Here is a 14510-nt window from a genome sequence, read left to right as displayed (position 1 = left end):
AATCGAATTGTAATTCGTGTTTATTAGTGTAATTGCTTCGCCTATTCGCTATCGCTCGGGTTGTGGCGGAAACTTATAAAAGCGAATATCCTGTGAGAAAGTTAATAAGTGTATTAGAATTGCATAAAAAAATAATCAAAAAAAATAAAAGCAATGTTAAAAAGTAGTATAGACAAAGCAACGAGTTTTGAAAAGCGATTTGAGAATATTGGTACTGTAGTTTTTGAAAATCCAGTACTCGCTTCTAAATCGGTAGCCAATGAAATCGCTGGTTTAATAAAAGAAAAACAAGCCAAAAAGGAGTGGTGTGTTTTGGGCTTGGCTACAGGTTCCAGTCCTAAAAGTTTGTATGCCGAATTGGTTCGTTTGCACAAAGAAGAAGGATTGAGTTTTCATAATGTAATCTCCTTCAATTTAGATGAATATTACCCTATGGAGCCTGATTCCATCAATAGTTATGTGCGTTTCATGAAGGAATTATTGTTCAATCATATCGATATTCTGCCTGAAAACGTTCATATTCCAGATGGAACTTTGACGAAAAGTGAAATTGGTGATTATTGTAGCAATTATGAAGCAAAAATTGAAGCACTTGGCGGTATCGACTTGCAAATTTTAGGTATTGGTGGTAATGGACATATTGGTTTTAATGAATCGGGATCGTTGCAAAATTCGAAAACGCGTTTAGTTGCCCTAGATCATATTACTCGTGTAGCTGCAAGTAGTGATTTTTCGGGATTAAATAACACGCCTCGAACCGCAATTACATTAGGGGTGAAAAAAATTATGGAAGCCAAACGAGTGATATTAATGGCGTGGGGCGAAGGAAAATCGAACATTATCAAAGCGTCTGTAGAAGGTCCAGTGACGAATCAGGTTCCTGCTACTTTTTTGCAAGAACACAGTAATACGACTTTTGTTTTAGATAAAGCGGCGGCTTCAAAACTCACTCGCATTCAAACACCTTGGTTGGTCGAAAATGTGATTTGGACAGAAACGCTTATCCGAAAAGCGGTTTTGGGACTGGCTTTACATCTCAAAAAACCAATATTAATGTTGACGGATGCCGATTATATTGAGAATGGAATGAGCGATTTGCTAGCTGATTTAGGTCCAGCTTACGACATTAATATCAAGATTTTCAATAAACTTCAAAACACGATAACCGGATGGCCTGGCGGAAAACCCAATGCTGATGATAGCAAACGTCCCGAAAGAGCCGAACCTGCCAAAAAACGAGTACTCATTTTTAGTCCACATCCTGATGACGATATTATCAGTATGGGAGGCACTTTCAAGCGTTTGCACGAACAAGGTCATGAAGTGCATATTGGGTATCAAACTTCTGGAAATATCGCTGTAGCCGATGATGAAGCGTTGCGATTTGCCAGTTTCGTATGTGATTACAATGATAAATTTGGTATTCAAAGCCTTGAAGCAGATGCTATTTACAAGAAAGCAGTGAAGTTTCTAGAAAATAAAAATAACAGCGAAATAGATATTCCCGAAGTGAGATATATCAAAGGCTTAATCCGAAAAGGAGAAGCCGAAGCCACCTGCCATTTTGTTGGAATACCCGACAGCCAAATTCATTTTATGGAACTGCCTTTTTATGAAACGGGTACCATTGAGAAAAAACCACTCGGCGAAGAAGATGTTCAGTTAACAATGGATTTGATTGCCAAAATAAAACCACACCAAATTTATGTTGCAGGAGATTTGGCCGATCCGCATGGCACTCATAAAGTCTGTTTGGATGCTGTTTTCGAAGCTGTAAACCGATTGAAAACCGAAGATTTTATGAAAGATTGTTGGGTTTGGTTGTACAGAGGCGCTTGGCAAGAATGGGGAATTGACGAAATTGAAATGGCAGTACCGATGGGACCAGATCAAGTATTGGAAAAGCGGAAAGCTATTTTCAAACACCAATCTCAAAAAGACGGCGTAGTTTTTCAAGGAGCAGACAGCAGAGAATTTTGGCAACGAGCCGAAGATAGAAATAGAGAAACAGCGCATTTATACCATCAGCTTGGATTAGCACATTATGCCGCAATGGAAGCTTTTGTAAGATGGATTTTTTGATAATCTATTGCTAAATGGAAGTTGTGAGAGCCTGTGTTTATTGGGTTTATATAAAACATCCATGCTTTTGGGCAATTTGTCCATTCTTAAAACGAACTACTAATTTAACTTTGATTTAACTATTTTAACTATTTAACAAAATACAATATGGAAAAACTTAAACTCTTATTGTTAGCCTTATTTTTTGGCTTAACATTTAATGCTTGGGCGCAAAATGCACAAGTTTCAGGTGTCGTTTTAGACGATCAAGGCTTACCCTTACCAGCGGCCAATATTATTGAAAGTGGTACAAAAAATGGTGTTGGGACAGATATGGACGGGAAATTCAAAATCACAGTTTCCAATAAAAATGCCGTACTAGTTGTTTCTTTTATAGGATTCGTAGAGCAACGTGTTAACGTGGCTGGGAAATCAAATTTGACAATTAAACTCGCCTCTAGTGCTACTAATTTAGAACAAGTTGTGGTAATGGGATATGGAAAAGGATCTCGAAAAAACCTCACTACATCGGTAACTTCTGTTAAGGCAGAGGATATGAATAAAGGAGCTTTAACTGATGTGGGTCAGTTATTGCAAGGTAAAGTGGCTGGTTTGAATATCTCTTCAAGTGGCGATCCAACAAGAACTGCTTCTGTAGTTTTGCGTGGTGTTTCTACTTTGAATAGTTCACAAGGACCATTTTATGTAGTAGATGGTGTTCCTGGAGTTGATATTTCGATGATTTCACCAGATGACATTGCCACTATTGATGTTTTGAAAGATGCAGCTGCAACGGCAATTTATGGTAATCGTGCTGCCAATGGGGTAATTATGGTAACAACCAAAAAGGGAAGTAAAGGTAAAGCTCAAATTGCTTATAACAGTTATTTTGGTGTCGAAAATGTTTCCAATCAATTGGATATGATGAATGCTGCACAATTGAGAGCTTTCACTACAAAGAACAATTTGAATTTTACACCTGAAAATGATAAAGGAGCTAATACCAATTGGCAAGAAGAAATTTTGAGGTCAGCAGCACTTTCAAGCAGCCATAATTTAGCCATAAGTGGCGGAGGCGAAAACAGTACATACTCGGCTAGTTTGACTTCTATAGAAAGAGAAGGAGTTCTGTTGAAAAGTGATTTCTCACGTGTAATTGCTCGTTTGTCGGTAGAGCAATCTGCTTTTAATGATAAAGTAAAATTTGGTTTGAACGTAACTAATTCAACTACTAAATATAAGAATGTTCCGCAACGTAATTCGGTTCTTTTACAATCGATCAATCACCTTCCGGTTTCTCCTGTAAGAAATCCAGATGGTACTTTTTTCGAAAATTTCACCAGTACAGGATATTTCAACCCAGTAGCTTTGATTGAGCACGGAACGGATGAAACCAAGACAAGCAACCTTATTGGAAATTTCACAACAGAAGTAAAACTTCCATTCGGATTTACGTATAACTTAAACATTGCGCATCAAAAATTAAGCACATCCCACGGAGAGTTTTATGATAGTTATTATGCTCGATACAATAGTGCTAACTTCTATAACAATCCTGATCCACCTCAAACAAAATCTTTGGTTAATTTTGGTGTAAATGGTTCGGCATTAAGAAATTACTATGAAAACACAAATAATATCATAGAGAGTTTTTTAAATTGGGATAAAGAAATAGGCAATCACAAAATTAAAGCTGTTTTAGGGTATTCATGGCAGGAAAACACTTTAGGAGATGGTTTTCAGGCTACAACAACAAATTTTCCAGTAGATAATGTAGGCTACAATAACTTGGCATTGAGTAATTATACTTCTGTGAGTGGTTATGTAGTTAATTTTGGAGACAGTCAAGCGTATCAAAAAACACGTTTAATATCAGAATTTGCTCGTGTGAATTATAATTACAATGACAAATACTTACTACAAGGTACAGTAAGAAGAGACGGAGGATCTGTATTTGGATCTAATAATCGTTGGGGTTATTTTCCTTCAGTAGGTGGTGCTTGGAGAATTGACAAAGAAAATTTCATGCAAAATCAAAACATTTTTAGTGACCTAAAATTGCGTGCCAGTTATGGTGTAACAGGTAACTCTTCAGGATTCAATGCTTACACGGCTCAATTTATCTCTGGAAGCGCAGGAACTTTTTATTACAACGGACAGCAAGTAGGTGCTTATGGACCAATACAAGCGGCTAATCCAGATTTGAAATGGGAAAAAACAGCTACAACCAATCTTGGTGTTGATTTCTCTTTGTTGAAAGGTATAATAACAGCTTCGGTTGATGTGTACGACAAGAAAACTACCGATATGATTTTCAATTACCAAGTAAACCCAGTATTGGTTCCTGTAGGTTCTATTGTAGCGAATGGTGGTATTATGTCTAACAAAGGGATTGAAGTTTCTTTAGGAGCTACGCCTGTTAAAACAGCTAATTTCACTTGGTCAACTAATTTGAATTTAGCTAGCAATAAAAATAAAATTGTAAAATTGACCAATCCATTCTTCATCGGTGGAGATTCTATCCGAAGAGTACAACCTGACGGTGGCGGACAAACAGGAGCTACATTACAAATTTTTAAAGAAGGAAAACCTCTTGGACAATTCTTTACTCTTGATTATGCTGGAAAAGATGCCAATGGCGTTTCTCAATATTATGACAAAAATGGAAATTTAACCACAACTCCATTAAACGGTGTTGATTATCATTATAAAGGAAGTGCTCAACCAAAATTATTGTTGGGATGGTCTAATAATTTTCAATACAAAAATTTTGATTTAAGTGTTTTCGTTAGAGGAGTATTCGGTAATAAAATTTTCAATGCTACACGTGCCGATTTGTTTAGACCTTCTACGGCCATGACCACGAATATTTTAGTTGATGCGGCAAACGAATCGCCTAATGATCTTAACTCCTATCGTTATTCTTCCAGATTCATCGAAGATGGTAGTTACATCCGATTGGATAACGCAACATTGGGATACAACTTTAAAAATATTAGCAGTTTTGTCAAGAGTTTACGCATGTACACTACAGTAAATAACTTATTTGTAATTACAAAGTACACCGGAATTGATCCCGAAGTAGAACAAGGAGGTACTGCACCAGGTGTAGATTCCAATAACTTTTATCCAAAAACCAGATCGTTCTTATTAGGTTTTAACGTGATATTCTAAACAAAATAATAATTGTAATAATTGTAAATATTATGAAAAAAATAATAAAATATTTTGGACTTCCAATGCTAGCCGTTGGTTTATTTTGGTCCTGCGAAAATTTAGATGTGCCTATTACGACACAACTAACTCCAGAGGTTTTTCCTCAAAACTCAACGCAGTTTATTCAAACAGCAGGTCCGGTTTATGTAGCTTTCCGAGGTGATTTTTCATTCTCTTGGTGGTGGTCACAATCTTTATCTACTGACGAAGCTATTTTGCCAGCAAGAGGAGGGAACTGGTTTGATAACAGAAACTACATTGCTATGCACTTTCATGATTGGACAGTAGATAATGGTATTGTAGGAAGCCTTTGGAATTGGTCTTCTGGTGTTATTGGAAAAAGCAATCAGGCCATTTCAATTTTAGAAGAAGCAATGCCTGCGGGCGCAGAAAAGTCAACTTTAATCTCTGAATTAAAGACCATGCGTGCTATTTCTTATTTCATACTGATGGATAATTTTGGAGAAGTGCCATTAGATACTTTGTATGGAGATTTTAGTTCTAAACCAAAATCATCAAGACTAGAAGTGTTTAATTTTGTTGAAAAAGAATTGAAAAAAGCAATTCCAAACCTTAATCCAGCCTCTGGAATAGCAACTTACGGAAGACCTAACAAGCAAACAGCTAATGCTTTATTAGCCAAAATGTATTTGAATGCACAGGTTTATACTGGAACACAACGCAACAACGAATGTATTGCTGCTTGCGATGAAGTAATCAAGTCTGGTTTGTATAATATCGAGCCAAGAGCATCTTATCTTCAAATGTTTTATCCAAATAATGGACCACAAATGAAGGAATTTATTTTTGCGGTTCCTTACGATCCAGCTGTTGGTGGTGGCGGATTGATGTATCATGCTCGTTATGATGTGCCTCGTTCTATGAGATCAAGATTCGGACTTCCTTTTACGCCAAGTGCACCTAGAAGTACTTTGCCTGAATTTTATGCTCATTTTCAAAATGATGCGAACGATATTCGAAACAGACAATGGCTAACAGGAAAACAATATTTGGCTGATGGAGTTACTCCAATAATGGTTTCAACGACTAAAAAAGGATACGATCAGTTTTACACAGGATCAGATGGAGCTACAGCTATCACATATCATTTAGAGTTAACACCAAATATCGTTCTTCGTCAAAGTGTAGCACTTACAGATTTGGGTAACGACGAAATTGCTTGGAATATTGGGTATAGAAACATTAAATTCTATCCAGATGCTACTTCAACCAGTCGTAACCAAAATAACGATGTGCCATTATTCCGTTATTCTGATATTCTTTTGATGAAAGCCGAAGCGATTCTTCGTGGCGGAGCCGCTACTTTAGGAGATTCTCCACTTTCGTTAGTAAATACAATTCGTTCTAATCGTACTACTTCAGCACCATGGACAGCGGTAACATTAGAAGATATTTACAAAGAAAGATCTCGTGAATTTGCTTGGGAAGGTTGGCACAGAAACGACATGATTCGTTTTGGAAAATTCGAAGGATTATGGGGATTCAAAACCGATACTGATGTGAAACGTCGTGTTTTCCCTATTCCGACTAGTGCATTGGTATTAAACCCTGCTTTGAAGCAAAATCCAGCTTATGTTAATTAATATTTAAGTTGAATTTTTAAATAGGTTTTGATAAAAAAGGAGAGGAAGATTTAATTTCTTCTCCTTTTTTTGATTAGAATACAATATACATCAACAACTCCTCTCCTTTGGACCTTTGGAGATTGGCTGGGGGTGAGGTTTAATAGGTATAATAACCCTCAAAAAAACAAAAGAATCAAATGAAACTATCAACTAAAATCATAGTTTTTTTAGGAATAGCATTAGGTTGTACCATTGAAATTAATGCCCAAAACCAACTTCATAATTATGTAGATCCAATGATTGGTTCAGAGGGTGATGGTCGGGTTTTTATTGGTCCTTCTTGCCCTTACGGAATGGTAAAACCAAGTCCTGATTGCACCGTTAGTCCCAATAGTGGCTGGTTACCAATGCCAAAAGAAGTCACTGGTTTTAGTCAAGTTCACGTCAGCGGAACAGGTGGTGGACCCAAATACGGAAACATCCAGATTATGCCTTTTTCTGGAACATTAGATAAGTTAGACCAAACTTCTCACAGAGTCGAAGAAAACGTAAAATTGGGTTATTATCAAACGGTTTTCAAAGAAAATCAAATCAAAACAGAAATTACCACAGCCGAAAAAGCATCTTTTTACCGCATTACCTATCCTAAAAATACTTCCAAAGATTTAAAAATTGACCCCGGTTTTTTCTTGGGAGAAAATCCAGAACCCAATGCAAGAGAAGCTCAACAATTTGTAGGTTCTCAAATAGAAATAGTCTCGGATACTGAAGTGCGAGGCTACAGCCGAATTCGAGGTGGCTGGAACAACGGTCGTGCTTATACCGTTTATTTTTGGGCGGTTTTCGATCTGCCTATTGCAAAGTATGTTACTTATAAAGACGGGAAATTCTACAGCAATCAATCAGCTCAATTTGATTCTGGAAAAAAAACGGCAGCCTTGCTTTCTTTTGGCAATGATGGAAAACAGGAAGTCAATGTCAAAATAGGCATCTCGTTTTTGAGTGAATTAAAAGCAAAAAATAACATCGAAGTCGAAATTCCGCATTGGAATTTCAATATCGTTTTAGCTTCTTTAGAAAACAAATGGGAGCAATTGTTAAGCCGCATAAAACTCTCCGAAGACACTTCAATCGACTATAAAAAAATGTTTTACACCGGTTTGTATCATACCATGATTATGCCAGTAAACCGAACTGGAGAAAATCCGTTATGGACTAATGACGAACCTTATTACGATGATTTTTATTGTATTTGGGATACTTTCAGGAGTTCCAGTCCATTGATAACATTAGTCGATCCAAAGCGTCAGGTAGAAATTGTCAATGCGATGCTGAATATTTATAAGCGAGAAGGTTATTTGCCAGAAGGCAGAAGCGGGAATGACAACGGTCGTACGCAAGGCGGTTCGAATGCCGAAACGGTTATTGCCGATGCTTTTGTGAAAAATCTAAAAGGAATCGATTATGAATTGGCTTTGAAAGCCATGCTTAAAGATGCAGAAGTATCACCTGGAGGCAATGCAGAAAAAGAGGGCAGAGGCGGATTAAACGAATATTTAAAACTAGGTTATATCCCGTATGGAATTGATCGTGCTGGAAACCGAACCATCGATTATGCTTACAACGATTATAATATTGCAACTGTTGCCAAAGGTTTGAATCATACAGAAATTTATAAAAGATACATCAAACAAGCGGATTATTGGCAAAATCTTTGGCGTTCCGATTATGAAAATAATGGTTCGAAAGGTTTTATTATGCCTAAAGATGCAGCGGGAAATTGGCTGGATGAGGTGGTTTTTGGCGAATCAAAAATTCAAAAACCAACTTTTAGATATACACCAACTATCACCGAATCGCCTTGGTATGTTTGCCATTGGTGCGTGTATTTTTACGAAGGAACTTCTTGGGAATATTCGTTGAGTATTCCGCATGACATTCCCGAAGTGGTTCGCAAATCGGGTGGTGATTTGGCTTTCCAAAAAAGATTGGATACTTTTTTTGATGCTAAATTGTATGATGTTTCCAACGAACCTTCATTTTTAGCGCCAACGATGTACCATTGGATTGGAAAACCCTCTTTGAGCAGCGACAGAATTAAAGAAATCATTACTCACAATTTTAATACTTCTCGCAATGGTTTACCAGGCAATGACGATTCGGGAGCGATGTCTTCGTGGTTGGCATTTCACATGATGGGATTATATCCTAATGCAGGTCAGCCTTATTATTTGTTGAATACGCCATTAATTAAAGAAACCACTTTAGCGTTAGAATCGGGTAAAAATTTTAAGATTAGCACTAAAAAATGGAGTACTAAAAATAAATACATCAAAGCCGCTTTTTTAAACGGAAAACCTTTCAATCAAGCTTGGATTTTACACGATGATATCGTGAAAGGTGGAGAATTGATTCTAGAAATGGATTCAAAACCATCCGCTTGGGGAACGACTATTTTACCACCAACAAAATAAATAACTGATGAAAAAGACAATTCTAACTCTTGTTTTTTGTGGAATAGTTCAAATGGTGACGGCACAAAATTATATTCCAACACTTAAAAACAGTACCGAGTTGCATTATGTCTGTAAGCTTCACGGTCAAACCAGAACGTTAACCCTGACTTCAAAAATTGATACCGATAAATTGGTTTTAGATTTGGATACCAGAGGCGTAAAAAGTAGCATCATAACTTTATCCGAAGCCTTGAAAAAAGGAACGGAATTAAGTTTCAATCAAGGAGAATTTGCACCCGTTTTGAACTTAAAACCAACAGAAACTTTCTTTATGATTTCGCAATCGGCCTATCAGTATTTGCTGAAAAATAATAAGTTTATTTACAACAATACTGTTTATGATTTAGATAAAAATCAACAAAATAATAATGTGGTAATTGAAGGAAAAACAGTAGAAGCCTTTCATGTAATCGCTCAAATTGATGAAACCGAAATGTGGATTGTGAAAAATCCAGCCTTTCCTTTAATCTGTAAAATAACTAAAAACCCATTGGGAATCAATTGGACATTAGTAAAAGTAGTAGATAAGTAAAATTTAATTTTTACACATAGAAACATAGATTTTGTAAACTCAAAAGAAGACGTTTCACTTATTTAAAAAACACATAGCTATGTGAAAGAAATGAGTTTCTTTTTTGTATTCTTTTTTTAACTGTAAAACCTATCTCTCTATGTGTTTAAATAACTTTTTTAGCAGAACAACTTATTCAATTGAATCATCAAAAAGTATAGTATGAAAAACATCAGTCGTGGAGAATTTATTAGATTATCGGGTCTGACATTGGCAGGAGCTTTGGTCAGTGATTTGGTTTTTGCAAATGATTTGGTGTCAAACAAAAGCACCACCAAAGAAGATGTCGAATTAATGAAAAAGCTAGTTTGGAACAACGATGCGAAAGTTAAAGTCCTATTGAATAAAGCTGCACTTGATTCCACTATAAAATTCAATAGTTTTCGAGCTGTTGCAGGTTCGATAACCGTTATGACTGCTTCGTTTTGTAATTCGAGATCTGAATATTATAAGTCAAATCTTTTGGTTGAAAAACTGAATGAGTCTATCGATATTTTATTAAAAGAACAATACGCAGACGGAACATTAGATGCAGGCGGCAACCGACAATCTCCACCTGACACTGCTTTTATTTTAGAATACATTTGTCCAGCAGCTGCTATTTTGAAGGCTAACAAACAAATTGATGTAACACCGCTAAAAGAGAAATTAAAAAATTTTATTCTGAATGCAGGAGAAGCTATGGCAACTGGAGGTGTTCATACGCCGAATCACAGATGGGTTATTTGTGCTGCTTTGGCAAACATAAATTCTCTTTATCCTGATGTTAGATATGTGCAACGAATTGATCAATGGCTGGCTGAAGGAATTGATATTAATCAAGATGGAAATTATTCGGAACGAAGCGGGATTTACTCTGCCGTTATTGATAACGCCTTCATAACGATGGCGAGATTGTTAAACAGACCGCAATTATTAGAACCAGTCCACAAAAATCTTACGACCTATTTTTATTACACAGAACCCAATGGCGATATGGTTACAGTTGATTCTAAAAGGCAGGATCAATTCATGGATTTGAAAGTGACTAAATTTTATTTACAGTACCGTTATATGGCAATTCGAACTGGTAATCCAATGTTTACACAGATGGTAAACACGATTGAAAAACTCCCTGAATTTACAACCGATATTTTATCCAATTCCTTGGCGTTTTTTATGGAAAATGAGGAACTTCAAAAACAAATTACGGTTGATGCAAAAGTGGCAAATGATTTTGAACAGTTCTTTGCGGTTTCAAATCTGGCAAGAATCAGGCGAGGAAAAACTTCGGTAACTTTATTTGGCGGAAATGACAAACCTTTGATGATTGTATCGGGAAGGTCTTCCAATCCTAATTTTTTAATGTATCGAAAAGGGGATGCCATATTAAAATACATGCGACTTTCGACTTCGTTTTTTAGAATGGGTTATTTCAGCAGCGACGGAATCATAAAAGAAGGCAATACATACATTTTGACAGAAACCAAAGAAGCGGATTATTACCAACCTCTCGCCGCAGTATTTCGAAAATCGGATGGAGATTATAAATTATCCGAATCGGCAGATGGACGATTCTGGAACAAAATGGACTTTGATTCCCGCACCAAAAGCAACGTCAAAAAACAAGTTACAGTAATCGAAATCACAGAAAATAATGGTAGCTTGAGTTTAGATTTTAAAGTAGATGGTCCGCTAAATGTTGAAGTAACTATCGAAATGTGTTTTAAGGAAGGAAGTAATATTACAGGAGCAGTTTTGGATGAAAAAAAGAATTATTTCCTAAAGTCGAGCACAGGAGCTCTTTCTGTGGGAGCAGATACGATACAATTTGGACCCGGAAAAGTAGAACATTTCAATGTGCAAAATCTAGATAGCGAAGAATCCACCTATCATCAGGGGAGTTTGCGAACCATTGGCGAGCATGTTTACATTACAGGATACACACCATTCAGACACAAAATGACAATTTCTTAATATTATTTAAAATGTTAGTGTATTGTGGAAAGGTTATTTTATTTTTACGAAAATTAAATTAATCTAAAAAAACAATTGAAATTATGAAAGTATCAATAATAACCGCTTTGCTGATTGGTTCGACTTGTTTGGCTCAAAATAATACAGACACTAGTTTGTATATGAAGTCCGATAAAATAACGTATTTAACTGATATTGGTTCAGAAACAGGAGATTTATACAAAACCATCGGGCATCACGGACCTGCAGTCGAAAATGAATGGATGGCATTGAGAATCTATTTTAGTGATAAAGTAGCCATCGACGTTTACAATAAAGCAAAAGCAGGTTTAGAGTTGAAAAAAGCAAGTTGGTATCCAACTCCTGAACAACAAAAAGAAGGATGGGGAGCTGATTATTACAAAGTGGCATCAACAGTAGGTTTAGGAGGAGTAAAGCTTTGGGACGGCGAAAAAGTGGTTCCGTTGAATCCAGTTACGAATCGTTTGGCTCGTGTGGGAAAAACAGAAACGACTTCTTGGATGGAAATGATTTCAAGAGGAGTACCGTACAAAGGAAAAAAAGTAGATATTTTGGTTCGTGTAACCGTATTTTCAGGAAAAAGAGAAGCTAAAGTTGAAGCTGAAAGTTTGACTGGAGAAAAAGTACAATTTGTAACAGGAATCAATTATTTTAAAGATTTCGGAACTAAAAAAGGAGCCAATTACATCGCCGTTTGGGGAAAACACCCAGAAGACGTGGCTGCGGAGATTGTAGAAATTGGAGCCGCTATTATGTACAATCCTAAAGATTATGTAAAGAATGATGATGATGGAACGCAGTATTTATTGATTTCAAAACCAACAAAAAAGTTAGCAACAAAAATTATTTCTTCAAGCGCAAAAGAGCAAGAACTGAATACTTTGGATAAATTAGAAGCTTACATAAAAAAGTAAGAAGTTCTCGTTTGCACAACTCTAAAGAGCAGTTTTAGTTGAATTGGCGTTTGTTGATTTTATACTATTTAAAAAAATATAGAATGTCAAAAATTAAACTAAAACTGTTTCTTATTGCCTTGATGGGAAGCCTTTTTTCAATTGGTTTTGAATGCCAAGCACAAAAAAGCACCCAATCTCAAAAGGATTTTCTAATTACCAATTACGGTTCAAAAGGAGATGGAAAGACTCTTAATACAATCGCCATCCAAAAAGCAATTGATGCCGCCTTTAAGAATAAAGGAGGTCGTGTCGTTTTTCCTAAAGGCAAATTTTTGTCCGGAAGTATTGTCTTAAAAAGCAATGTAACCTTATATTTTGAAGAAGAATCGGTTTTATTAGGAAGTACAAATTCCAAAGATTACTTCAATATGGCTTTCGACGGAAGACCTGACTCTCCAAAAAAAGACGACAACTCCCAAATGGCTTTGATTTTAGCCCATAAAGCCAATAATATTGCACTTCAAGGAAAAGGAACAATTGATGGTCAGGGGTTACAACTAGCTTTAAATATTGACAGTTTGCATCATGCTGGAATTGCTGTAGATCCCAAATACAGCCTTCGAAGAAACAGGCCCAGCGAAACCATGAGACCCAAATTATTTCGATTTTCGCAATGTGAAAACGTTGCAGTCGAAGGATTAAAAGTAGGAGAAGCTTCCTGCTGGGGATTGTCTTTCGAATTGTGTACTAATCTTGTTTTGGATAATCTCAAAATAGTAAACCGTTCCTATTGGAACAATGACGGAATTGATATTACCGATTGCAAAAATGTCAAAGTAACCAATTGCGATATCAACGCAGCCGATGATGGTATTTGTTTAAAATCCTATTATCCGGGTTATTGCAATGATGGCGTTTATATTGCCAATTGTACGATTCGATCTAGTGCCAGTGCTATAAAATTCGGTACAGCTTCTGTCGGAGGTTTTAAAAATGTAACCATCAAGGATATTAAAGTCTATGATACTTTTCGTTCTGCAATTGCTATAGAATCAGTAGATGGCGGCAAGATTGAAAATATTGAGGTTTCAAATGTAGAAGCCCTAAATACAGGAAATGCTATTTTTATTCGTATCGGACAAAGAAGCGGCTATAAACCGGGAAGTATCAAAAATATAAATATCAAAAACATAAAAGTGCAAGTTCCATTTGGTCGCCCGGATAGTAATTATGATTTAAGAGGACCCGAAGTTGACTTTTTTCACAACCCTTTTCCAGCTTCAATTGTTGGTTTGGAAGGCTATGCTATTGAAAATGTAACTTTAGAAAATATTGAAATAAATTATCCCGGAAGAGCTTCAAAAGGAATGGCGTATATTCCGTTAAACCGACTACATCAAGTGCCAGAAGTAGCCAAAGAGTATCCCGAATTTTCAATGTTTGGAGAATTACCAGCCTATGGTTTTTATGTAAGACACGCCAATGGAATAAGTATGAAAAACATAAAACTGACATTGGATGCTGCTGATTTTAGACCTGCATTTGTATTTGATGATGTCAAAAACTTAAAAATGGAATCCATAAATCTTCCGAACGAAAAAGAGAAACAACTTGTTTTTAAGAACGTTATTTCATCAAATATCGAGAAGCAATTAGAAGAGCAAGTGTTGGAAATTCAGCATTAAAA

Annotated in this window: 8 protein-coding genes; all 8 read left to right on the top strand. The window is 36.2% G+C overall.

Annotated elements, in window-relative coordinates; translation table 11 throughout:
- Positions 1-153: 153 nt before the first annotated feature.
- The 8 genes from nagB (at position 154) to OZP15_RS14565 (ending at position 14508) form a co-directional block, all read left to right on the top strand.
- Positions 154-2082 (top strand): glucosamine-6-phosphate deaminase, encoded by a 1929-nt coding sequence (gene nagB / locus OZP15_RS14600; protein WP_281336505.1) that lies wholly within the window; start codon positions 154-156, stop codon positions 2080-2082.
- Between the two features lie 147 nt (positions 2083-2229).
- Positions 2230-5235, top strand: coding sequence for a SusC/RagA family TonB-linked outer membrane protein (locus tag OZP15_RS14595; RefSeq protein ID WP_281336504.1), 3006 nt, complete (start codon positions 2230-2232; stop codon positions 5233-5235).
- A gap of 32 nt (positions 5236-5267) precedes the next feature.
- Positions 5268-6881 (top strand): RagB/SusD family nutrient uptake outer membrane protein, encoded by a 1614-nt coding sequence (locus OZP15_RS14590; RefSeq protein WP_281336503.1) that lies wholly within the window; start codon positions 5268-5270, stop codon positions 6879-6881.
- 179 nt (positions 6882-7060) lie between these two features.
- Positions 7061-9337 carry a GH92 family glycosyl hydrolase gene (locus OZP15_RS14585; protein ID WP_269226214.1) on the top strand — a complete coding sequence of 759 codons (2277 nt, stop codon included), beginning with the start codon at positions 7061-7063 and terminating at the stop codon, positions 9335-9337.
- Positions 9338-9344: 7 nt separating this feature from the next.
- The gene (locus tag OZP15_RS14580; protein ID WP_269226213.1) at positions 9345-9911 is read left to right on the top strand and encodes a hypothetical protein; all 567 of its coding nucleotides are present in this window, start codon (positions 9345-9347) and stop codon (positions 9909-9911) included.
- 201 nt (positions 9912-10112) lie between these two features.
- Positions 10113-11906, top strand: a complete 1794-nt coding sequence (locus OZP15_RS14575) for a hypothetical protein (protein WP_281336502.1) — start codon at positions 10113-10115, stop codon at positions 11904-11906.
- 83 nt (positions 11907-11989) lie between these two features.
- Positions 11990-12841 carry a DUF4861 family protein gene (locus tag OZP15_RS14570; RefSeq protein WP_281336501.1) on the top strand — a complete coding sequence of 284 codons (852 nt, stop codon included), beginning with the start codon at positions 11990-11992 and terminating at the stop codon, positions 12839-12841.
- A gap of 83 nt (positions 12842-12924) precedes the next feature.
- On the top strand, positions 12925-14508 hold the full coding sequence (locus tag OZP15_RS14565; protein WP_281336500.1) for a glycoside hydrolase family 28 protein: 1584 nt from the start codon (positions 12925-12927) through the stop codon (positions 14506-14508).
- Positions 14509-14510 lie beyond the last annotated feature (2 nt).

Origin of the sequence: Flavobacterium eburneipallidum (assembly GCF_027111355.2) — a bacterium.
GTDB classification, from domain to species: domain Bacteria; phylum Bacteroidota; class Bacteroidia; order Flavobacteriales; family Flavobacteriaceae; genus Flavobacterium; species Flavobacterium eburneipallidum.
Note: the sequence above shows the minus strand (reverse complement) of the source record. Positions and strands in the feature narration are given on the sequence as shown.